Origin of the sequence: Shinella lacus (assembly GCF_010994755.1) — a bacterium.
Lineage (GTDB): Bacteria > Pseudomonadota > Alphaproteobacteria > Rhizobiales > Rhizobiaceae > Shinella > Shinella lacus.
The window spans coordinates 290,610-311,511 of record NZ_WHSB02000008.1 but is presented as its reverse complement, the minus strand read 5'-3'; the positions used below and the strand labels follow the sequence as shown (position 1 = coordinate 311,511).

The window sequence follows — 20,902 nt, the reverse complement described above, 5'->3', positions numbered from 1 at the left end:
CGCTCCGCTTCACGGCGGGGCGCCCCTCCACACCAGCGGAATTATGCGGAGACGAAATCGCCGCAACCGCCGCCAAATCCAGCCTTCAGCGACAGGCACTCCGCATAATCACACTCTCAGCATAATCGACGTTTTGCGGTGCACCGCAAAACGTAGAACTCGGCGCCGCCTGGCAGAAGCGCTCCGAGCAAACCGATCGCGACTATCTCTCGGTCAAGCTCGACGATCCGAGCTTCCCCGCTCCGATTTACGCGACGCTGACGGAAGTCGAAGGTGAAGACGGCTACCAGCTGATCTGGTCCCGCCCGAACCGCGACTGAGACGGTCAAGGCCCCGCCGGAAGGCGGGGCTTCCCTCTTGTCCCCATGCCCTAGCCGGAGACAGGCATCGAGCCCGTCTCCGGCTTTTTTGGTGGCACACGAGAGGGAGGGATAGCTGCTCAGAACCTGGAAGTGTGCCGCTCGCGCATGCCGGCCTCAAGGATGAGCGGTTCCCCCATGTGTGGACGGCCCGTGGAATGCAAGACTTTTGCTTGTAAGCGACCAATTAGGTTCAGTCATGTGTCCGGCCTATAATCGTGGCATCAACGCCACTGGCCCTGATGAGATCCGCAGACGGAGAGCCAATCAAATTGTCGCGCTCGAGGCGCTGGGGGAACCCCGGCTTTCCTCCGTCCCCGGTCTAACCGGTTCGCCATCAAACTAAGTCCTTCACTCCTCCATCCGGCCACACTTGGGCCGAATGGATCTTTTCAGGCGGTGGCAAAACGATAGTTTTCCCTCCGCCTGAGTATTGCCCACGCGATGCGTGCGGTTTTGTTTGCGATCGCTACCGAAACCAGCTTGGCGGGCTTGCGATCTAACAAGCGAGCGATCCAGGGAAATGACGCAGCGTCAAGACGGGCTCTGCGCACGACGGCGGTGGCGCCGACTACCAGCAACCGTCGGATCGTGCGATCGCCTTGTTTGCTTATCCGGCCAAGCCTCTCCTTCCCACCGCTACTGTTTTGTCGTGGGGTCAATCCAAGCCAGGCTGCGAACTGACGGCCAGATTTGAACTCGGTGGCGTCACCGACCGAAGCTGCGATCGCCGCTGCCGTTAGGAAACCGACGCCGGGAATGGTCATCAAACGCCGGGCAGCCGCTTCGTTGCGGCACCACCGCAATATAATCCTATCGAGTTCAGCGATCTTGTGGGTCAGCTCCTCCAATTGCTTCCTTATGTGTTCGAACGGTTGCCAGGAGGGCTCTGGAAGGAATTCCTGGGCAGCGCTCAGCGCTTCAATTGCCGCTCTCAAGCCTAATCTTCCTTGCGACGTGACAATCCCGAATTCCGCGAGATGCCCACGCAAGGCGTTGATAAGAGCGGTCCGCTGCCGCACCAGCAGATCCCGCGTCTTATGCTGCATCAGGAGTGCCTGACGCTCACAGCTCTTCACGGGAACGAAACGCATCGTGGGACGAGTCACGGCTTCGCAAATGGCCTCGGCATCCGCCGCATCATTCTTGCCGCGCTTGACGTAGGGCTTCACATAAGCTGGCGGCATTAGCTTGACCTCGAAGCCCAGGCGGACGAGCTCACGTGCCCAATAGTGTGACGTCGAACATGCTTCCATGCCGACAAGGCAGCGGGGCAGGTGCTCGAAGAATTGTAGAAGCTGATTCCGGCGGAGCTGGCGACGGATGATGACATCGCCGGCTTCATCGACAGCATGTAGCTGGAAAACATTCTTGGCCAGATCGAGGCCGATAACACTTATCTTCTCAAAAGCCATGACGTGGTTCCTTGTCCGAATTGTGCCGACTGAGAATAGCACCTTTGCGCTGAGGTCTCGGAGGGCCGTCCACATCATCAATTTACTCCGGCAGCCCTCGGGCCGCCTGCGCAAATCGGCTCCCCCACTCCCCGGCTCTGCCGGTCGCTTGCGCGATCCCTGCCCCCGCCATCCCCTCCCGGCTGGTGACGTCGTCTTTCACACTCAAGGAGATCAGACGATGACTTACGAACTCGAAATCCAGATCGAGGAACTGCGGGCCGAACTTCGAAACGCAGCGGATGCCGCCGAGCGCCGCGATATCCAGGTCGAGCTGGACTGCGCGCGAGCCGAGCTTGCAATCATCGTTGTCGAACAGGAAGGGAGGCTGGATGCAGAGCCGCCGTTCTGAGCGGTACACCAGCAAGACATGTCTCCCTTTCCAGATTTGCGGGCTACCGGGACGGTCGCGACATCAACAAGGCGTTGCGACTTTCCTTGTCGACTGAGGTCATCGGCATCAGGGATGTTGCAGTCCGGTCGTCGGGCAGCAACCCGTCGCCGCCGGAATTTTCCCCGCCGCGTTTAGCGTCTCCTCGCGCATCAAAATTCAGTCGGCGCCAGGTCCTCCGCTTCGCTGCGGCTTTGCCGGTGCAGCCCTCCTTGTCCCGGCCTGCGGCCTATCCCCGCGATAACCGCAATCGACAAGGAGAAATCATCATGCAGCGCCTCGCACAATACCTCGCAGCCACCGGTCGCCAGCTTCGCAGCCTCGGCAAGGTCATCTGTCACTTCTTTCGCAAGGGCAAGCTCGGTCTGAAGCTCGCGGTCAAGATCCCCTTCTTCGTCGAGATCGAGATCAGCTACGAACTTGACGGCAAGCGGCGCGAGTAAGCGCCCCGGGGGCCGCTCAGGCGGCCTTTTTTCTGCATCTCAATTGTTCGGCCTCAGTGAGGTCGCTGAGAGCAGGGTCGGTGACCTTTGGCACGCTTTTGACGGGTAAGCATGAGAAACAGCGCGACCGCATCTTCTTCCCGCTTGAAGTGATGGTTCATGCACTGTCCTCGTCGTCCAATTCTTCCCCATGACCGGATCAGGCAGGCTTCGCCGAACAGCGTTGTGGTGATCTCCATCGCATAATAGCGTGCCATGTTTTTCGTAGCATCGGTGCGTTCGACATAGAGATGGTAAGGTTGCGAGAGCATGGTCTGAGGATCGGCAATTCTCCGCCCAGCGTCCAACGAGACTTATGAATCGGTTCATCGCGATTGATTCACGTCCGTGATGAATGGTCGGGCGAGACACCTGACGGTGCACGGCTCTCGTCGCGATGCTACCGAAGCCCGCAGGCGGTCTTCGCCCATGCGGGGGACGATCCGCTCGCAAGCAGCCATATCGCAGGTTTCGGTTCAAGGGCTCATCGCGACTTCACCTTGCCTGCAATGGATTTCCCGGAAAACTCGTCGCCTCGGCAAGCACAGCATGAGCCTCCTTAATCAAGGTGACATCGCGATCCCACTGTCCCTCCGGGCCGCCGGTGAACTTCTCGCCGTGCACGTAGCTGTTGCGGACCCTGCAGACACCATTGACGACCAGCTGCGCGACGTTTGTCAGCGGTAATGGATTGGGCGGCGACCAGCTCATATCCGCCAGCAGACGGCGGGGCGGATGGCCGATCAAGGTCTTGGCGATGCCGAGCGCCACCACATGGTCGAAAAACGGCTTGCCGAGCGACTGCGCGAAGGTGTCCCAGTTCGGCTCCGCACCCTCGCGATCCTGCCGCAGAAAGCCCGAGCGCTTCATCGCATACTCTGCCGCGCGGAAATCGCGGATGAAGGCATCAGCAACCTGGTATGGGTTGGTCATGGCAGACTTGTTTCCAGCACGACGGAAAGGCTACTTGGAGGCGATTGTTGGCTAGATGAGTTAGTCGGTTTCTGACATCTCGGCAATCGATTCGCGGCCGCGATCTGGCTTTGGAGGAAGTCTATGAAGACAAAAGCGCTGGCGATCGAGCTGCTACAATCCGTGCCATCGGCGTATCGCAAGCAATGGGAAGACACGGTCATCATCGGCGACGGCGAATGGCAGGAGCTTCCGACTGACCCGCCACCGCTTGGCCCGATCCGGGACAACGCCGCGCGCATCGCAAAAGAGCTCGACAATGCGCTGAAGGAGAATAACTGGCAACCCACACGCCTGCCGTCTGTCGCTCTGGATGCCGGCGCGTGGTCGCTCGGCTCTGTCGATCAACGTGCCTCGGCGCGAAAGATTCATCGCGGCTATCTTGAGCCGGTCCGCCGGTTCACCATCCTTGAGGGCGTGCCGGATCTGGTTGTCGCGTTTCTGGCGAGGATCCCCGGATGGGACGATTTCGTGAAGCGCGAAAATCACCCGGGCGTCGGCTGGCACTATCATTATCTCGTCGATCGGACGAAGCGCTCGGACGCGCTTCTGGCGTGGGACACGCGCTGGCAAAGCCCACCGGACAAACCCAGCACACGTCATCCTCTGTTTGGAGAAAAGCACGGCGAAGGCAAAGCTGACGTTCATGCCAAGCCATGGCTATGGGGCGCCAAGAAAAAGCAATCCATGTATGAGCTGTGCTCACCCGATCTGAAGCGGTGGCCGATCCACGAATTTCGATGCGCTTCGAGCCATGCCGATCCCGTCTGGCCGACGACGGGATCCGTCACACCGATGCCATCACCTGCGGCCAAGTCTGACGAGGCCCCTCACAAAACGAAGCGGCGGTGACGTCAGCGGAAACGCCGGATGAAATACCGGCGCGCGTGATTTCCTTTCCCGCGCGTTTGGTCTGAGCAGTCCTATTGGCACCAAGGCCGGCGTGACCCGTCCCACGTTCGGGCCAGCCCTTCGCCGACAAGCTGCTGGCCGATCGATCGGCCATCGCGGAGAACATCGCGAAGCTTGCGACCATACCGATCTTCATCCCTGCCGTTCTTCGCCAGCGAGAATGGACCGGCATTCAGCAACGCCAGCAGTCGGTGTTTCGCCGCCTCCCCTTTATCCCGTTCGAAAGCGCAGCGTGGTGGGCTGAGTTCCGGCGCATCGATATCGGCAATTCTGATTTTCTGTCGCTCGAACCAGAAGGTGTCGCCATCGACGACGCAGTTCACCCGTCGGCTCTCACCGCAGAGCGTGAAGGTGGCGGATAGCCGGTCCGGCGATCCCGCCTCCGCTCGAACAGCGACCATGGAACCAGTGATCGCGACTGCGACGACAAGTGCGAGGGACGCGGACCTCGCATTGGCTCGAAGAAGCGGCGCATGACTCGATTGTCGTTTCATTGCTCTGCCCCTTCTGATTTCGCCGCCGACTTGCCCGGATCCACTGGGCGATGAAACCTGTTTTGCCCGACACAGGTTTTCATATCGTTGCGCCGGAACCAGATTGCCCGGCCGCAGCGAAGTGGCGGGTTGCCGGCGGTGAAGACGATCTGTTCGTCGGCACGCATGCGCAGCACTTCGTGCGGCTGGATCAGCGGCCGGGCGGCGAGCTGCTTCGAGCGCGTCCGCGACGATCCGCGCGACTGGAAACTGCGGCTGACCTGATCGATCTCGACGGTGGTCGTGCCGCAGCGCCGCGAAATATAGTCGGCCGTCTCCGGATCGTTGATCGCCGCAAAGGAAATCCAGCTGGCGCTCTCGAACCACTTGCTCGACGCGTCGCGGCCGCCATAGGTTTCGCGCATCTGGCCGATCGACTGGAAGATCATTGCCAGCGTGATGCCGTATTTGCGACCGGCGTCGCGCGCCGTCTCCAGGATGCGCATATAGCCGAGCCTTGCGACCTCATCGAGCAGGAACAACGCCCTGCCCTTGATGGCGCCATCGCGATTGTAGATCGCGTTGAGGAATGAGCCGATGATGACGCGGGCAAGCCCGGAATGCGTCTCCAGCGTTTTGAGGTCGATATTGATGAACACATCGACCTTGCCGCTGGCGATGTCGTCGGTGGAGAAACTCGATCCTGATACCAGGGCAGCATAGTTCGGATACGAAAGCCAGTGGGTCTCCTTCACCGCATTGGCATAAACGCCGCTGAACGTTTCCGGCGTCATGTTGACGAAGGCGGCAACGTTTTCCTTGACGAAATCCGACTTGGAGTTTGCGTGAATTTTCTCCAGCCGTTCGCGCAGTTTCGGTTCCGGTTCGGCGAGATTCTGGCGAACCTGCCTGAGCGTCTGATCCTTCTTTTCGGTATGGCCGGACAGGCAGACATCGGCGATCATCGCCGTCAGCAACTGCAAACCGGAGGCCCGGAAGAAATCGTCGCGCACGCCGGTCGCCCGGCCGCTGTCGCTCATGATCCAGGAGGCGACCGCCGCGATATCCTCCTCTTTGGTGCCGCCGTGCTGGCCGATCCAGTCAAGCACATTGAGCCCGATCCCGGAATTCTTCGTATCAAGGACATGCACGTCGCGTCCGGCCTTGACGCGATGGTGCGACACCATCGGCGCGACCTCGTTCGACGGGTCGAGCACGATCAGCGAACCGCCCCATTTGAGCGCGGTCGGGATCGTCACCGACGTGGTCTTGTAGCCGCCCGAACCGGCAAAGACGATGCCATGTGAGGAGCCGAACGAGCCGTCGAAGCAGAGAAGTGCGGACTTGCCGCCAGCACCCCAGGTCTCCGGTCGATCCGATCGGAACGCCATTGCGGCGGCGCCATCGCGATCGACCCGGTAGCGCTCGCCGATGACGATCCCGCCAGCATCGGCAAACAGTTTTTCGGCGTCCTTTAACGACATCCAGTCGGCCTCGCCATGCATGGCGCGCTGGCCGCGAATGCGCTTCGGCTCAGAGCGTGCGAAGGCGACATTGCCGACCAGCGCAACGCGCAGCGCGAAGCAACCGACCATCAGTGCCGCGGCTGCACCGACCATCGACGCGGGATCGAGATAGGAGAAAACCGACCGTCCCTCCGGGATCTGGCCGGTGAAGCGAGATAGGCGATGCGCTTCGCGCAACGCGGCGATGCTAATGGTCGCCACGGCACCTCCGACGACACCCCAGCCGGCGAACCGGATGTTGGCGGCGCCCGCCGATGCAAAGAGGAAGATGACCCCAACAGCGGCTGCCGCGATATAGGGCAAGGCAATGCCCGCCCGTCCCAGCATCAGCCGCGCCGCCTCCGTCTTTCCAAGCGAAGCCAGTCCGCTCTCAAACCCGCTGAGCGCAAAGCCGACCGCCAGCATCAGCGCGACGGGGACGATAACGAGAAGCACCCTAGTCGCTGTCATTGCCGAAGGCCTCCGCGCCGATCGCCGTCAACCGGCTTCGCTCGTTCTCGTTGGCTTTCAATCTGTCGCTGAGCTCGATCAGCGCGCCCAGCAGAAGCGCGCGTTTCTCAAAGCGCAGGCCGGCTTTGACGATCAGGCCACCAAGCGCGATCTTGTCGCGCGTGTCGCGCTTGCGGGCATCGGATGTAGCATTCCGGCTCATCCGCTCAAGCCTCGCCACCGCTGCCCTGAGCCGCGCCAGACGCGTCCGACGCCGCTTCGCCGCTCCCCGAGCCGCCTGGAATTCCCTTTCCTTTCCCGTTCGAACCAGCCTTCCCCCCGCGAAACCGCTTGGTCAGGTCCTCGAAGGCTGCCTGCAACTCGGCCTCGTCGATTTCGATCTCACCAAGGCCGGCCTTCAGCGCGATCCGTCCGATGCGCTCGGCCTCACGCGTTTCGGCCTGGCGCAGCTGATCCTGCAGCTTGGCGATCTCTTCGCGGATTTTCGAGGAAGGCTTCTTCATGCGTCTGATCTCCTATGGCGAGAAAGAATAGTCTTTCGAGCCAGAGGATTTCAGGATCAGGTGCGGCACGCACTACTGTGAATCCTACAATCGCCAACGGTGATGCTTTGGTGAATGATCCCGGCCGTTCGAAGGACGGCTTCCAAGGGCGCAATTATACGTCGCTGATGCGACGCCCTGCTTTTGGGGACCCTGGCGGGGCCGTATCCCTCTTCGAACAGGTTGAAACCATTCGCGAATTGGAGCGCGCAAGTATCGTGGCCGTCCCGCATTTCTCCGTCAGCATCGTTGCCCGTGGCTCCGGCCGCAGCGCCGTGCTGTCGGCGGCCTACCGTCATTGCGCGAAAATGGAGTTCGAGCGCGAAGCCCGCACCATCGACTATTCCCGCAAGCAGGGTCTGCTGCATGAGGAGTTCGTCGTCCCCGCCGACGCGCCGGACTGGCTGCGATCGCTGATCGCCGACCGGTCGGTCGCGGGCGCCTCGGAGGCGTTCTGGAACCGCGTCGAGGATTTCGAGAAGCGCTCCGACGCCCAGCTGGCCAAGGACGTCACCATCGCCTTGCCGATCGAGCTGACGTCCGAGCAGAATATCGCGTTGATGCGCGATTTCGTCGCCGAGCATATCACGGCCAAGGGCATGGTGGCCGACTGGGTCTATCACGACGCAGCCGGCAATCCGCATGTGCATTTGATGACGACGCTGCGACCGCTGACGCAGGACGGTTTCGGCGCCAAGAAGACCGCAGTGCTGGGGCCGGATGGCAGCCCGCTGCGCAACGATGCCGGCAAGATCGTCTATGAGCTTTGGGCCGGCAGCACTGACGACTTCAACATCTTCCGCGACGGCTGGTTTGCGACCCAGAACCGGCACCTGGCGCTAGCTGGCTTCGATCTGCGCATCGATGGCCGTTCCTTCGAAAAGCAGGGGATTGCGCTGACACCGACCGTTCATGTCGGTGTTGCCGCAACGGCGATCGAGCGAAAGGCCGACGATCCCGCGGCCTCCCTTTCGCTCGAGCGCATAGAGCTGCAGCAGGAGCGCCGGGCGGAAAATGCCAGGCGGATCCAACGCAATCCCGCCTTGGTGCTTGACGTCATCACTCGAGAGAAGAGCGTCTTCGACAGCACCGATATCGCCAAGGTGCTGCATCGGTATATCGACGACGCGGCACTCTTCCAGAACCTGATGGCGCGCATCCTGCGGCATCCCGATGTGCTGCGGCTTGACAAGGACCGGATCGACTTTTCGACTGGCCAGCGCATCCCCGCGAAATACACGACGCGCGAGATGATCCGGCTGGAAGCTGTTATGGCCAATCAGGCGGTTTGGCTCGATGGTCGCAACGCGCAGCCTGTGCGCCCGGGGCTTCTCGACGCGGTGTTCCAGCGACATCGGCGGCTCTCCGACGAGCAGAAGACAGCGATCGAGCATGTCGTCGGTGATACCAGGATCGCCGCCGTCGTCGGGCGCGCCGGCGCCGGCAAGACAACGATGATGAAGGCGGCGCGCGAAGCCTGGGAAGCAGCCGGGTATCGCGTTGTCGGTGGTGCTCTTGCCGGCAAGGCGGCCGAAGGTCTGGAGAAGGAAGCGGGGATTTCCTCGCGCACCTTGTCGTCCTGGCAACGGCGCTGGGAACAGGGGCGTGACCGGCTCGACGAGAAGACGGTGTTCGTCCTCGACGAGGCCGGCATGGTGTCGTCACGGCAGATGGCGCTGTTCGTCGAGACCGCGGTCAGGACCGGCGCCAAGCTGGTGCTGGTCGGCGACCCCGAGCAGCTCCAGCCGATCGAAGCCGGGGCGGCGTTCCGGGCGATCGCCGAGCGCATCGGTTACGCCGAACTCGAAACCATCTATCGCCAGCGCCAGCAATGGATGCGCGACGCGTCGCTCGATCTTGCCCGTGGCAATGTCGCCAAGGCGGTCGAGGCCTATCGGGATCAGGGTCGGATGCGAGGCTCCGAACTGAAGGCTGACGCGATCAAAAATCTGATCGCGGACTGGAGCCGCGATTATGATCCGAGCATGTCCTCGCTGATCCTGGCGCATCTTCGTCGCGATGTTCGACTGCTCAACACGCTGGCGCGGGCAAACCTTATCGAGCGCGGCATCATCGGTACGGGTTCAGCCTTCAAAACTGCCGACGGCATGCGGCAGTTTGCGGCCGGCGATCAGATCGTTTTCCTCAAGAACGAGGGCTCGATCGGCGTCAAGAACGGCATGCTGGCAAAGGTCGTCGAAGCAGCGCCTGGCCGGATCGTCGCCGAGATCGGATCGGGCGATGATCGACGCCAGGTGGTTGTTGAGCAACGGTTCTACGCCAATGTCGATCATGGCTATGCGACCACGGTCCACAAGTCGCAGGGCGCGACCGTCGATCGGGTGAAGGTGCTGGCATCCCTATCGCTCGATCGCCACCTCACCTATGTCGCCATGACCCGGCATCGCGAGGATCTCGCCGTCTATTACGGGTTACGGTCGTTTGCCAAGGCCGGCGGCCTGGTCGAGCTCCTGTCGCGCAAGAATGCCAAGGAGACCACGCTCGACTACGCGAACGGCGCCTTCTATCGCGCCGCCCTTCGCTTTGCCGACGCGCGTGGTCTCCACCTCGTCCAGGTCGCACGCACCATCGTTCGCGATCGCCTCGAATGGACCGTGCGGCAAAAGGGCAGACTGGCCGATCTTGGCGCCCGCCTACGGGCGATTGCCGGAAAGATCGGTTTGGCGAGCACGACGCGCCAATCTGCATCAAACACACTGAAGGAGATGAAGCCGATGGTATCGGGCATCACGACGTTTCCGAAATCGCTGGAGCATAGCGTCGAGGACCGGCTTAGCGCCGATCCCGGCCTCAAAAAGCATTGGCAGGATGTCACGACACGCTTCCATATTGTCTATGCCGACCCGCAAGCCGCCTTCAAGGCGATCGACGTCGATACGATGCTGAAGGATGCCGGAAAGGCCAAGGCAACGCTCTCGACGATCACGAGCCAGCCCGAAAGCTTCGGCGCGCTGAATGGCAAGACCGGCATGTTTGCCAGTAAGGCCGACAAGCAGGCGCGCGATACCGCGGTTGTCAACGCGCCGGCACTTGCCCGCAATATCGAGCGCTATCTGCAAGCCCGCAGCGAGGCCGAACACAAGCATGAGGCCGAGGAGCGAACAAAGCGTCTCAAGGTGTCGGTCGACATTCCGGCTCTGTCGTCGATGGCAAAGCAGACGCTGGAAAAAGTCCGCGATGCCATCGATCGCAACGACCTGCCGTCCGGCCTCGAATATGCGCTTGCCGACAAGATGGTGAAGGCAGAACTGGAAGGGTTTGCCCGCGCTGTCTCTGAGCGGTTCGGTGAGCGGACGTTTCTCGGGATCGCCGCCAAGGAGACGTCCGGCGAGAGCTTTAAAACCGTCACCTCCGGCATGACGCCTGCGCAAAGAAGCGAAGTGCAAAGCGCCTGGCAGTCGATGCGAACCGTTCAGCAGCTGGCCGCGCATGAGCGTGCCGTCGAGGGCCTGAAGCAGGCGCAGACGCTGCGGCAGAGCCAGACGAAAGGTCTCTCCCTGAAATGACCAGCACCATGCCGACGATCGGGCGATCGCGCCGTCAACGCCGCGTGGCCGGCACCATCATTGTCGCATCGGCTCTGGCGACCATTGCGCTTATGGCATCAGGCTGGGCCGGCGGTTTGCGCGTAAACCTGACGCCGAGCGAGCCTCTGGGTCTCTGGCGCATCCTTCCGCTCAAGCGGCCGGTCCAGGTCGGTGACGTCGTGTTTATCTGCCCGCCCACCACGGAGGCGATGCGTGGCTCGCGCGAGCGAGGATATTTGCGCCGAGGGCTCTGCCCCTCGGGCGTTGCGCCGCTCATCAAGACGGTCGTTGGTGTCGAAGGTCAGCGAGCGGATATCGGTCGCGATGTCCGCATCAATGGGCAGCCTGTCCCGCTATCCGAAGTGATCGAGCGGGATGGTGAGGGGCGGGCGATTTCGAGCGCTGCGTCCGGCATGATCCCGGCGGGTCACGTGTTTCTGCATTCGGGTTTTGCCGGTTCCTTTGACTCACGCTATTTCGGGCCGGTCCCCGTATCGGGCATGCTCGGTCTTGCCGAGGAGGTCTGGACCTATGCGCCTTAAACCGATCCTGATCGTCGCGCTCGCCGGATTGTCGCTTGGCACCGGGTGGGTCGGCTGGAGCGGCAATCCGCTTCTTCTTCCCGTCGCCCTCGCGTTTCCGGTTCTCTGGTCGCTAGCGCCGGGCAGAGCGGGAGCGGGTGTGGTCGCCGCGAGTTACTTTCTCGCCGCATCACGCGGACTGCCGCAGGGGGTCGCGACCTTCTACCAATCGGATCTCACGCCCGGACTTGCTCTCTGGCTCATTGCATCCTCGAGCTTTGTCGTCGTGCATGCTGTGCTTTGGACGAGCAATGTGCGTTACCGACCGGTCGCCTACCTGGTTGCATCCGCGCTGATGGCCCTTCCGCCCTTCGGGATCACCGGATGGGCGCATCCGATCACGGCGGCTGGTATTCTCTTTCCAGGCTGGGGCTGGTGGGGTGTCTCAGCGATGACAGCCGGCCTGATTGGTCTCGTAACCCGCGTCTGGCCGGCTGCCATTCTGGTGCTATCGAGCCTGTGGCTCTGGTCCGCCGCGACCTGGACCGGGCCGAATCTAGCTGACGGCTGGCGCGGTGTCGACCTCCATCTCGGCGCTTCGCTTGGTCGGGACACTGGCCTACAGCGGCATCGCGCTCTGATCGCGACCGCACATGAACACATCCAGCAGGATGGCGGGGTCATTGTCTTGCCGGAAAGCGCGCTCGGGAACTGGACGCCAACCGTCGAGCGGCTTTGGGCGTCGGCTCTCTCCGGGACGACGGCAACAGTCATCGCCGGCGCGTCGGAAATGACCCTTGATGGCTATGACAATGTGCTGGTCGCCCTCACGACTCAGGGCGGTCGTATCCTCTATCGCGAACGCATGCCGGTTCCAGGATCGATGTGGCAGCCCTGGCGCGCCTGGTTCGGTCAATCGGGCGGTGCGCGTGCCGATTTCTTCGCCGATCCCGTCATCGAGCTTAACGGCAAAATAATCGCGCCGCTCATTTGCTACGAGCAGCTGCTGGTCTGGCCGGTGCTGCAGTCGATGCTGCATGATCCGGATCTCATCGTCGCCGTCGGCAATGGGTGGTGGACCGACGGCACCTCTATCGTCGATATCCAGCGCGCCAGCGTCACCGCCTGGGCGCGTCTCTTTGCCAAACCGCTCTTCCTATCCTTCAACACCTGACAAAGGAGCGATCATGCTCGACGCCGCCTTGATCCAACAATGCGCCGATCCATCCCTGAAGCCGGTGATCGTCGAACAGTTCGTCCAATCCGTCGGCAGCACCGATCCCCTCGCCGTCACCGTAAAATCCGGCGGCAGGCTGATCCTGGTGCCAAAACCGCAATATGCTGAGGAAGCGCTGGCGCTGATCCGCGACAACGTCGGCAAGGCCGTCGTGCGGGTCGGCCTCACGCAGTTTCCGGCTGGCATCGGCGTCAAGGAGGCGTCCGAGATCAAGGCTGACCTCGTCGAGCCGTGCGAGAACCTGCGCATAGGCACGCGGATGTTCGCCAAGGTCCTGCGGATCGTTGCCAAATGGTATGGCAACCCGACGAACGAAGACGTGTTCCCGCAGATATTCGAGGACGCTGTCTATGCCTGGAAGACCGGTGAATTTGAAGGTGTCGGGGTGTTTCAGGCGGAAGATCCAGACGGGAGCGTAACCGTTCCGCGTCATGAGGCAAAGGAAGCCATCGCTGATGATGGCGTCGATGGCGGCAGATCGGACAGCGATCGGACAAATCAAGCGAAGTCGGGATCAGCTGACATTCGGATCGATCTTTCACGCATTGGTTGGCGATGATCACGCGAGCCGTACCTCAACGCTACATCCTCGCTATAGGCTGGACGCGAGACCGCGCCGGGCTGGGCGCTCGATCGCTAACTCGGTTTGGGGCCGCGTCTCCCCTTGATGTAAGGCTGCAAGAGCACGGGCGATTTCCTGGTCCGCCGGCGATAAGCGGTGGTTCATTCGTAGATAGTCCATCCAGGTCGGTGTCCGTAAAGTTTCAGTCCATCTCGAATGATGTTGAAGATCGCGCTGTAAGATCCAGTCACACGCGCCGGCACGCGCGATTGCCTATCGACGCTGAAGCATCTGGATAAGGAAGGCGTCAATGTCGGTCTCTTCAATCGAATATGTGGTTTTCGATGCGACGGGTCCGCTACGCGGCTGGATATCTAGTACCAGGTCAGGTGCTTCTTAATCAATACCTTCCTGATCGCCATCAGCGCTCAGCTGGACAGGTACGATGAAGCCGATAACTGCAGTCACCAAGTGAGCGACGGCTGCCCATTGCAGGGAGACCGACAGCCCGTCGGGTTTCGCAGTCGCGCCCCAGACCCCGCTGCCAGCCGCCAAACCACCGGATAAGAGCCTAGTTATTGCCTTGCCGAATGTAATCCGCAATGGCGGCTTCCAGGGAACCATGGGCATGTCCTCCTGTCGTTAGCCCGGACGGGCCGAGCACTTATTTCACAGGCACAAATCGGACATCGCGACGGAAACTGAAAAAATCCATAAAGCAAAATTGGATGAAAACGCGTCGCGAGGAAGATACAAAGTTGCAAGATCCAAGCTATTTACGAGCGCAAATAAATCGTGTTCTGCACTATCCTCCCGTCGCATATTCGCATTTTGCAACGGAGAGTGAGCACGTGAGCAGCATTTCGATTGATAGCGAGCGGTTGCTCGGTCGTATCAGAAGTCTCGGCGAGATAGGTCGTGGTATCGACGGGCAACTCATCAGACTGGCCGCATCCGATACGGAAAAGCTGGGTCGCGATCAGTTCGTAACGTGGGCGAGAGCGTCAGGTTTAGACGTTGCAATCGATCGAATCGGTAACGTGTTTGGAATATGGAAATCTGAAGGGTCTGACGGCGAGCCCATCCTTTTGGGCTCTCATATCGACACCGTCATAAACGCCGGCATTTTCGACGGATGCTATGGTGTACTCGCAGGTCTCGAAGTTATTGTGACCCTGAAAGAAGCTGGCCTGTTGCCATCGCGCCCGATCGTAGTTGCAGCATTCACCAACGAAGAAGGTGTGCGTTATGCACCTGACATGATGGGCTCGCTTGTCTATTCCGGTGGGCTGGAAGTGGAGGATGCACTCTCTACGGTCGGTACAGACGGGTCGATTTTGGGAGAAGAACTAGCCCGCATCGGTTACGCCGGTGATAGGCAGCCCGGCTTTTTGAAGCCGCATGCCTACATCGAACTCCATATTGAGCAGGGGCCCGTTCTTGAACGAGAAGGTATCCAGATCGGCGCGGTCGAAAACCTTCAAGGTATCTCCTGGCAAAAAGTGACCATTACAGGGGATGCGAACCATGCCGGTACAACGCCAATATCGATGCGACGCGACGCAGGTTACGCCGCCGCGCGGGTAGTGACATTCCTCCGCGATCGAGCCAAGGCCTCTAACACACCGACCGTTGCGACTGTAGGATGCATGCAGTTTGCACCTAACGCGATCAACGTCATTCCCTCGCGTGCAACATTCACAATCGATCTACGAGATCCAGACGAGGATCGCCTACAACAGGAAGAAGCTGCGCTCGCGGCATTTTTGGAGATTCTTGGACAAGAGGAATCAGTCACAATTGATGTAGAGCGTATGGCTAGGTTTGAACCGGTAAAATTCGACGACGGCATCGTTACGAAGATCGAAACCGCAGCGGCCAGCCGAGGTTTGACGACCAGACGAATGACATCTGGCGCAGGCCATGACGCACAGATGATTGCCCGCATCGCTCCTTCAGCGATGATCTTCGTACCTAGTCAGGCGGGGATTAGCCACAATCCGAAGGAATACACCCCTGATGCAGATCTGATCGCGGGTGCCAATGTGCTGCTTGATGTTGTGCAGGCGCTCGCAATGCGCGGGCAATAACCGAGGGCCATGTCTCGAAATAGGGCGAGACGGCAATTCGTCTCGCAACATCAGCCGAACTTAGCCTTCCCACCGCCATTCGAGTTGTGGAAGAACGACGGTTTCAAACTGGCCGGCCCTTGATGTCGCGCTAACTGTGATGCTTCATGATCCTCACGCGCACTCACAGGGAACCTTTGCCAGTTTTCCCTGTGTGGGGGATCTTTCGAGAGAACATCGACCTAAAGCACCTGTATATTTCGATATCGGCGCTCGGATATTTCTATTTTTCGAACGGATACACTCTGGCAATCGTTCTGGACGAAGACCTGTCAGAAGCAAAATCGATCAAACGACAACTGGATCAAGCGGTCGAAATGGTGCTTTCATACCTTAAGCGATAGTGGTTATGAAGGGCCGCCGGTTCTCGCAAATGCCACAGGACGGGCATCGAGTTGGGTGTCCGCGGCTAGTCGACTTCCGGAATGAGCGATGCGATGGGGGCCGACTCCGCCGGCCCCTCTGCAAGTTGGCGAGGGACGCAGGCGCCCCATCCAGATCGGTTTAAGCCGCAAGGTGATCGATCCGCTCCGACGCAGCGTCGCCAATAAGGCGAAAGCGCGAAATTAACTTCGACAAATGTGAGACGCTTCCGGCAAGTTCATAGCTTGCGGCGTTTTGCTCCTCGACCATGGCAGCATTTTTCTGGGTACCCTGGTCGATAACGTTGACAGCATCGTTGATCTCCCGCAGCCCAAGTGCTTGCTCCTTTGTTGATGTGACAATCGCAGAAACATGCACATCGATTTCGTCCACTTCCTTCGCGATCGCTTGAAGTACCTGCCCGGTCTCAGCCACCAAACGTGCGCCGGTCTCGACTTGATTTCCGGCTTGAGCGATCAACGATTTGATCTGACGCGCGGCAAGTGCCGAACGTTGCGCTAGTTCACGAACCTCCTGCGCAACAACGGCGAACCCTTTGCCTGCCTCCCCTGCCCTGGCAGCTTCTACGCCAGCGTTCAAAGCAAGAAGATTTGTCTGAAACGCAATTTCGTCGATTACGCCGCTGATGTTCGATATCTCGGATGACGAGGCTTGAATCCCATCCATCGCGGTCATGGTTTCGCTCATTATCGCTTCCGACGACTTCGCGCGAACATGAGCCTGGTTCACCAACGCACCAACGGCAGATATACGCACTGTTGACGCGTTCACGGTGTCCGAGATTTGGTTCAAGGCCGCCGCAGTTTCTTCTACCGAGGCTGCCTGCTGCTCCGTCCTTTTTGCAAGTTCGTCGGCCGCACCGCGGATCTCAAGGGCGTTTCCGTCGATCGCGCCCACGTGTTGACCAACCTCGACCAGCGTTCCGTTCAATCCGTCGACCGATCGGTTGAAATTGCTCCTTAGACGGTCAAGATCACCAGCGAACTGATGCTCGATTTTGCAGACCAGATTTCCAGCCGCCAACTTGTCGAGCGACGCACCCAGTGAACTGATAGCAAATTCGATATCGGCGGCATGTTGAGCAGTCTGGCGTTCCCTTGTGTATCGTTCACGGTCGGCGGTGTCGCGAGTTTCTCGGGCGGTGGTCTCAAGCCTTGCCTTTTCAATTGCAGCATCCCGAAGAATTTGTAGCGATCTGGACAAATCTCCGATTTCGTCCTTTGCATCGACTTCGTGGAATTCAACCTCGACATTTCCCGCAGCCACCTGCGAAGTCGCGCCGATGATGTGTTTCAGGCGACCACTAAAACGTCGAGAAAGAAGAACTCCGAGCCCAACGAGCGCCACTGCGCCCAGCACGAGAACAATGGCTGAAGTTGCCAGCAACTGATAGACCCCCGCAAAGACCGTAGCCTCCGGCACTGTGATGACTACATACCACTTGGTATCCGCGTCGAGCTCGACTGGTACCGCAATAGCCAGCTCACTTTCCCCTTCGACGTTTCTGATGCCGGTGGGAACCTCGGGATGCGCCAGAACCTCGGTCCAACCTGCACCCGCCAGCGCTGTTTCCGAAATCTTCTTCCCCAACATATGTGGGTCGGAATAACTGACAATCGCTCCTTCCGAGGTAACCAACGAGACGCGGCCCGAACCCAAGGGCAACATGTCTGTCAAACGCGCCGTCAGGTCAGCAAGCGAGATGTCCGTTCCGGTAACTCCGACAAACTTTCCATCAATTTGCAGCGGAATCATAATGGATGTCATCAGCACGTCAGCCCCTCCGACATTGTAGGTGTAGGGGTCCATTATGTAATCTCGACCCGTCTGCTTAGGGACGAGATAGTAATCACCGGCTCCCGGTTTGTCGTAGTCGGTCAAGACATCGAGTTTCTGCCCCGCGTCGGTCCTTGCGATGTAGCGAACGTAGCGACCACTCGCGTCGTGGTTCGCTTCGTTGGAGTAGCGGGTATCGAGCCCGTCCAGAGCGTTGGGCTCCCAACCAGATCCGACGGCCAGCGCAAACGGGCTCGACGAGAGAAATTGACCAAGGAGCACGTCCATAGATTCGCGAGTGGCATTCCCACTTCGAACAGCCGCATAGATTGCGGAACGGAGGCTATGAGCGAGGTCCTGGGCCGGCAGGAGTTGCATCCTGACCTGGATCGCCGTCGCGTCGGCAGCGCTTTGCATCTCGCCAAGGCTGCGTTCGCGCATCTGTTTATATGACAGCCAAGTAAGCGCCGACGCTGTCACTGCGACCGTTATCAGCCCGGCAGAAATCACCGCAAAAAGATTCCTGCCAATGGCACTGCGAAGAAACATGACACCCCTCACGAAACTAACTTTGATGGTTCAATTAAAAGGTGCCGGAATTGCTTTAAAGTTAACTAAAGCGCATTTCATACAAATTTATTACTCATTTTATTGAATTTTAAATCATCAACACGCAAAAAGGCCGGCGCAGTGCGCCGGCCAGGTAGCAGAGCTTCAGGGCTACTCTGCTCGGGAAACCGCTACTTGGATGCCAGACGGTTCGCTACGAGGTCGTCCACCACTGTGGGATCGGCCAAGGTCGAGGTATCGCCCAGCGACGAGAGGTCATTCTCGGCAATTTTTCGGAGGATCCGTCGCATGATCTTGCCTGAACGAGTCTTGGGTAGGCCGGGTGCGAACTGAATATGGTCGGGTGTCGCGATAGGTCCAATTTCACTGCGAACATGCGCGATCAGGGATTTCTGAAGTTCGTCGTCGAATGACACGCCGCCCATCAAAGTGACATAACAATAGATGCCCTGCCCTTTGATGTCGTGCGGATAGCCAACCACGGCCGCCTCAGCGACGCTTGGATGGCTGACGAGAGCAGATTCAACTTCCGCTGTTCCCATGCGATGCCCCGACACATTTAATACGTCGTCTACACGGCCGGTGATCCAATAGTATCCGTCGGCATCGCGCCTACATCCATCACCTGTGAAATACTTTCCTTGATAGGTTGAGAAGTAGGTCTGAATGAAACGCGCATGATCGTTGTAGAGCGTACGCATCTGGCCCGGCCAGCTCTGTGCTATACAAAGGTTGCCTTCGGCCACGCCCGTTAGGACGTTACCCTCCTGATCAACGATAACTGGGACCACTCCAAAGAACGGCAAGGTCGCCGAACCTGGCTTCAACGGAGTGACACCCGCGATCGGTGCAATCATGTGACCACCGGTTTCAGTTTGCCACCAAGTGTCCACGACGGGGCACCTGTTGTCTCCGACAACACGGCTATACCACTCCCACACTTCGGGATTGATAGGTTCGCCGACCGTTCCAAGCACCCGCAACGATGATCGGTCGCTTCGCGTGACGTAATCATCGCCCGCCCCCATCAGGGTGCGCAGAGCCGTGGGCGCGGTGTAGAGTAGGTTCACTCGATGTTTCTCGACGATCTCCCACATACGCCCTGCATTCGGATAAGTTGGTACGCCTTCAAACATCAAGGTCGTTGCCGCGTTGGCAAGGGGGCCGTACACTAGGTAGGAGTGCCCCGTAACCCAACCGACATCAGCCGTGCACCAGTACACCTCGTTCGGACGGTAATCGAAAACCACCTCATGAGTCATGGAAGCATAGACGAGATATCCACCCGTGGTGTGAAGCACGCCTTTCGGTTTTCCCGTCGACCCAGAGGTGTAGAGGATAAAGAACGGATCTTCAGCGTTCATATGTTCCGCGGCGCACTCCGGCGAAGCCGTCTCTACCGCTTCGCGATACAGAACATCGCGGCCTTCGACGAAACTAGGGACATGATCACGCTCGCCGACAACAAATACTGTCGAGACGGTTAGACCTTGGTGAACCGCTATCTGAATCGCCTTGTCGGCACTTTGCTTGAGTGGAATCCGCCGGCCACCGCGAAGGCTTTCGGATGCTGTGACCAATACACTGGAGTCGCAGTCGACCATTCGGCCCGCTAACGCCTCTGGAGAAAAACCGCCGAATACCACGGAATGGACCGCGCCGACTCGTGCACATGCCAACATCGCCACGGCCGCTTCGGGAATCATCGGCATGTAAATCGTTACGGTGTCGCCTTTCTTGACACCTCGATCGCGCAAGGCATTCGCAAACCTGCAAACTTCCTCATGGAGGGCTCTGTAACTGATCTTTCGCGACTCGGACGGATCATCCCCCTCCCAGATGATGGCGGTCCTGTCGCCGTTTTCCTGGAGATGCCGGTCAAGGCAGTTATATGAAACGTTTGTTGTGCCATCCTCGAACCAACGGATAGACACATTACCTTCGAAGCTGGCGTTGTTCACGATTGAGTATGGTTCAAACCAATGAATTCGCTTCCCGTGTCTTCCCCAGAAGCGATTAGGATCACGCACGCTCTCCTCGTACCAGTTTGCGTAATGCGTTTCGAACCTTCCAAGTTCGGTTTGGGGTTCTTGATTTTGAGCTTGGCTCAAGTTCTGCTCCTCCCGCAAAAAACTAGACCGCGTCCGCTGAGATAGCCGCCAGCGCAGCCCGTGCGACCTCGAAGTCCTGATCGCCAGTTCCCGAACCGACACCGATTGCCCCGGCGAGAACGCCCTCGAAGCGAATTGGAAGGCCGCCAGGAAGGTGCGTCACCCCGCCTTGCGATGCGATGCCCGCTGCCACTCCGAATTCGACGGGCATGGCCCCCGTCGGCCCATTGATCGATGCGGCTGTACGGGCCTTCGCACGCGCAGTATGCATGCTCAGATACTTCGCGCCGTCCATGCGGAGACTGGCGATCGTCTCCCCGCTAGGATCGACCACGAAAATGCACTGGGGGACATTGATAGCTTTTGCCTTGTCAACGGCGGCGGCAAGTGCCTGAAGTGCCGCATCAGCCGTCACGACAATAGAACTGCGATATTTCTGCATGAGGGTTTCCTTCCGTTACCGGCAGATTAATTGAGAGCGATTTTGTATTTTAGGAGCAAAA

At 59.4% G+C, this 20,902-nt stretch carries 21 protein-coding genes and 1 pseudogene; 9 read left to right on the top strand and 13 right to left on the bottom strand.

The genetic code is table 11. The annotated features are described in order from the left end of the window. Window positions 1–149 precede the first annotated feature (149 nt). Window positions 150–320, top strand: a pseudogene (locus tag GB927_RS22035) (DUF736 domain-containing protein); the annotation flags it as partial. Window positions 321–751: 431 nt separating this feature from the next. On the opposite strand, the gene GB927_RS22030 reads toward GB927_RS22035, so the two are convergent. Together GB927_RS22030 and GB927_RS22025 are read right to left on the bottom strand one after the other, a co-directional pair. Beyond that, window positions 752–1,774 carry an IS110 family RNA-guided transposase gene (locus tag GB927_RS22030; protein WP_050746837.1) on the bottom strand — a complete coding sequence of 341 codons (1,023 nt, stop codon included), beginning with the start codon at window positions 1,772–1,774 and terminating at the stop codon, window positions 752–754. Window positions 1,775–1,856: 82 nt separating this feature from the next. After that, on the bottom strand, window positions 1,857–2,180 hold the full coding sequence (locus tag GB927_RS22025; protein WP_256119369.1) for a hypothetical protein: 324 nt from the start codon (window positions 2,178–2,180) through the stop codon (window positions 1,857–1,859). Between the two features lie 293 nt (window positions 2,181–2,473). On the opposite strand from GB927_RS22025, the gene GB927_RS22020 reads away from it, so the two are divergent. Further along, window positions 2,474–2,647 carry a hypothetical protein gene (locus GB927_RS22020; protein ID WP_256119355.1) on the top strand — a complete coding sequence of 58 codons (174 nt, stop codon included), beginning with the start codon at window positions 2,474–2,476 and terminating at the stop codon, window positions 2,645–2,647. A gap of 53 nt (window positions 2,648–2,700) precedes the next feature. Here the strand turns inward: GB927_RS22020 and GB927_RS22015 are convergent, their stop codons facing one another. Both GB927_RS22015 and GB927_RS22010 read right to left on the bottom strand, forming a co-directional pair. Next, window positions 2,701–2,958 (bottom strand): WGR domain-containing protein, encoded by a 258-nt coding sequence (locus tag GB927_RS22015; protein WP_256119354.1) that lies wholly within the window; start codon window positions 2,956–2,958, stop codon window positions 2,701–2,703. Between the two features lie 223 nt (window positions 2,959–3,181). Next, window positions 3,182–3,619 (bottom strand): hypothetical protein, encoded by a 438-nt coding sequence (locus GB927_RS22010; RefSeq protein ID WP_256119353.1) that lies wholly within the window; start codon window positions 3,617–3,619, stop codon window positions 3,182–3,184. A gap of 123 nt (window positions 3,620–3,742) precedes the next feature. On the opposite strand from GB927_RS22010, the gene GB927_RS22005 reads away from it, so the two are divergent. Then, window positions 3,743–4,510 carry a hypothetical protein gene (locus tag GB927_RS22005; RefSeq protein WP_256119352.1) on the top strand — a complete coding sequence of 256 codons (768 nt, stop codon included), beginning with the start codon at window positions 3,743–3,745 and terminating at the stop codon, window positions 4,508–4,510. Between the two features lie 71 nt (window positions 4,511–4,581). Here GB927_RS22005 and GB927_RS22000 read toward each other — a convergent pair whose 3' ends face one another. The 4 genes from GB927_RS22000 to traC all read right to left on the bottom strand — a co-directional run bounded on the left by GB927_RS22000 (window position 4,582) and on the right by traC (window position 7,522). Then, window positions 4,582–4,971 carry a thermonuclease family protein gene (locus GB927_RS22000; RefSeq protein ID WP_256119367.1) on the bottom strand — a complete coding sequence of 130 codons (390 nt, stop codon included), beginning with the start codon at window positions 4,969–4,971 and terminating at the stop codon, window positions 4,582–4,584. 89 nt (window positions 4,972–5,060) lie between these two features. Beyond that, window positions 5,061–7,019 (bottom strand): Ti-type conjugative transfer system protein TraG, encoded by a 1,959-nt coding sequence (traG, locus tag GB927_RS21995; protein WP_256119351.1) that lies wholly within the window; start codon window positions 7,017–7,019, stop codon window positions 5,061–5,063. After that, window positions 7,006–7,221, bottom strand: a complete 216-nt coding sequence (gene traD / locus GB927_RS21990; protein ID WP_256119350.1) for a type IV conjugative transfer system coupling protein TraD — start codon at window positions 7,219–7,221, stop codon at window positions 7,006–7,008. The genes traG and traD overlap by 14 nt, the downstream gene beginning before the upstream one ends. Before the next feature lie 4 nt (window positions 7,222–7,225). Next, a complete protein-coding gene (traC, locus tag GB927_RS21985; RefSeq protein WP_256119349.1) occupies window positions 7,226–7,522 on the bottom strand; it encodes a conjugal transfer protein TraC in 297 nt (98 codons plus the stop codon). 257 nt (window positions 7,523–7,779) lie between these two features. On the opposite strand from traC, the gene traA reads away from it, so the two are divergent. From traA to GB927_RS21965, 4 genes are read left to right on the top strand one after another with little or no spacing between them, the layout of a single operon-like run. Further along, complete coding sequence (gene traA / locus GB927_RS21980) at window positions 7,780–11,088, top strand: Ti-type conjugative transfer relaxase TraA (protein WP_256119348.1); 3,309 nt, start codon at window positions 7,780–7,782, stop codon at window positions 11,086–11,088. Beyond that, window positions 11,085–11,651 carry a conjugative transfer signal peptidase TraF gene (gene traF, locus GB927_RS21975; RefSeq protein WP_256119347.1) on the top strand — a complete coding sequence of 189 codons (567 nt, stop codon included), beginning with the start codon at window positions 11,085–11,087 and terminating at the stop codon, window positions 11,649–11,651. The genes traA and traF overlap by 4 nt, the downstream gene beginning before the upstream one ends. After that, a complete protein-coding gene (locus GB927_RS21970) occupies window positions 11,641–12,804 on the top strand; it encodes a conjugal transfer protein TraB (RefSeq protein ID WP_256119346.1) in 1,164 nt (387 codons plus the stop codon). The genes traF and GB927_RS21970 overlap by 11 nt, the downstream gene beginning before the upstream one ends. 13 nt (window positions 12,805–12,817) lie before the next feature. Continuing rightward, on the top strand, window positions 12,818–13,426 hold the full coding sequence (locus GB927_RS21965) for a TraH family protein (RefSeq protein ID WP_256119345.1): 609 nt from the start codon (window positions 12,818–12,820) through the stop codon (window positions 13,424–13,426). Window positions 13,427–13,459: 33 nt separating this feature from the next. Here the strand turns inward: GB927_RS21965 and GB927_RS34420 are convergent, their stop codons facing one another. Both GB927_RS34420 and GB927_RS21960 read right to left on the bottom strand, forming a co-directional pair. Further along, window positions 13,460–13,699 (bottom strand): MFS transporter, encoded by a 240-nt coding sequence (locus GB927_RS34420; protein WP_369431698.1) that lies wholly within the window; start codon window positions 13,697–13,699, stop codon window positions 13,460–13,462. Between the two features lie 126 nt (window positions 13,700–13,825). Further along, on the bottom strand, window positions 13,826–14,053 hold the full coding sequence (locus tag GB927_RS21960; protein WP_256119344.1) for an MFS transporter: 228 nt from the start codon (window positions 14,051–14,053) through the stop codon (window positions 13,826–13,828). A gap of 227 nt (window positions 14,054–14,280) precedes the next feature. On the opposite strand from GB927_RS21960, the gene GB927_RS21955 reads away from it, so the two are divergent. Next, window positions 14,281–15,519: a Zn-dependent hydrolase gene (locus GB927_RS21955; protein WP_256119343.1), complete on the top strand. Its 1,239-nt coding sequence runs from the start codon at window positions 14,281–14,283 to the stop codon at window positions 15,517–15,519. A gap of 146 nt (window positions 15,520–15,665) precedes the next feature. Beyond that, window positions 15,666–15,902 (top strand): hypothetical protein, encoded by a 237-nt coding sequence (locus GB927_RS21950; protein WP_256119342.1) that lies wholly within the window; start codon window positions 15,666–15,668, stop codon window positions 15,900–15,902. 160 nt (window positions 15,903–16,062) lie between these two features. Here the strand turns inward: GB927_RS21950 and GB927_RS21945 are convergent, their stop codons facing one another. The 3 genes from GB927_RS21945 to GB927_RS21935 all read right to left on the bottom strand — a co-directional run bounded on the left by GB927_RS21945 (window position 16,063) and on the right by GB927_RS21935 (window position 20,841). Then, on the bottom strand, window positions 16,063–18,267 hold the full coding sequence (locus tag GB927_RS21945; protein WP_256119341.1) for a methyl-accepting chemotaxis protein: 2,205 nt from the start codon (window positions 18,265–18,267) through the stop codon (window positions 16,063–16,065). A gap of 191 nt (window positions 18,268–18,458) precedes the next feature. Then, complete coding sequence (acs, locus tag GB927_RS21940) at window positions 18,459–20,501, bottom strand: acetate--CoA ligase (protein ID WP_256119340.1); 2,043 nt, start codon at window positions 20,499–20,501, stop codon at window positions 18,459–18,461. Next, window positions 20,422–20,841 (bottom strand): GlcG/HbpS family heme-binding protein, encoded by a 420-nt coding sequence (locus tag GB927_RS21935; RefSeq protein WP_256119339.1) that lies wholly within the window; start codon window positions 20,839–20,841, stop codon window positions 20,422–20,424. The genes acs and GB927_RS21935 overlap by 80 nt, the downstream gene beginning before the upstream one ends. Between the last annotated feature and the right edge of the window lie 61 nt (window positions 20,842–20,902).

Excerpts from the sequence above, each read along its gene's own strand:
- GB927_RS22020 (WP_256119355.1), top strand. The coding sequence starts at position 2,474 with ATGCAGCGCCTCGCACAATACCTCGCAGCCACCGGTCGCCAGCTTCGC.
- GB927_RS21965 (WP_256119345.1), top strand. The coding sequence starts at position 12,818 with ATGCTCGACGCCGCCTTGATCCAACAATGCGCCGATCCATCCCTGAAG.
- GB927_RS22030 (WP_050746837.1), bottom strand. The coding sequence starts at position 1,774 with ATGGCTTTTGAGAAGATAAGTGTTATCGGCCTCGATCTGGCCAAGAAT.
- GB927_RS22010 (WP_256119353.1), bottom strand. The coding sequence starts at position 3,619 with ATGACCAACCCATACCAGGTTGCTGATGCCTTCATCCGCGATTTCCGC.
- GB927_RS21960 (WP_256119344.1), bottom strand. The coding sequence starts at position 14,053 with ATGGTTCCCTGGAAGCCGCCATTGCGGATTACATTCGGCAAGGCAATA.
- GB927_RS21950 (WP_256119342.1), top strand. The coding sequence starts at position 15,666 with ATGATCCTCACGCGCACTCACAGGGAACCTTTGCCAGTTTTCCCTGTG.
- traF (WP_256119347.1), top strand. The coding sequence starts at position 11,085 with ATGACCAGCACCATGCCGACGATCGGGCGATCGCGCCGTCAACGCCGC.
- GB927_RS22000 (WP_256119367.1), bottom strand. The coding sequence starts at position 4,971 with ATGGTCGCTGTTCGAGCGGAGGCGGGATCGCCGGACCGGCTATCCGCC.
- traG (WP_256119351.1), bottom strand. The coding sequence starts at position 7,019 with ATGACAGCGACTAGGGTGCTTCTCGTTATCGTCCCCGTCGCGCTGATG.
- GB927_RS22005 (WP_256119352.1), top strand. The coding sequence starts at position 3,743 with ATGAAGACAAAAGCGCTGGCGATCGAGCTGCTACAATCCGTGCCATCG.
- traC (WP_256119349.1), bottom strand. The coding sequence starts at position 7,522 with ATGAAGAAGCCTTCCTCGAAAATCCGCGAAGAGATCGCCAAGCTGCAG.
- traD (WP_256119350.1), bottom strand. The coding sequence starts at position 7,221 with ATGAGCCGGAATGCTACATCCGATGCCCGCAAGCGCGACACGCGCGAC.
- GB927_RS21935 (WP_256119339.1), bottom strand. The coding sequence starts at position 20,841 with ATGCAGAAATATCGCAGTTCTATTGTCGTGACGGCTGATGCGGCACTT.
- GB927_RS22015 (WP_256119354.1), bottom strand. The coding sequence starts at position 2,958 with ATGCTCTCGCAACCTTACCATCTCTATGTCGAACGCACCGATGCTACG.
- GB927_RS21970 (WP_256119346.1), top strand. The coding sequence starts at position 11,641 with ATGCGCCTTAAACCGATCCTGATCGTCGCGCTCGCCGGATTGTCGCTT.
- GB927_RS21945 (WP_256119341.1), bottom strand. The coding sequence starts at position 18,267 with ATGTTTCTTCGCAGTGCCATTGGCAGGAATCTTTTTGCGGTGATTTCT.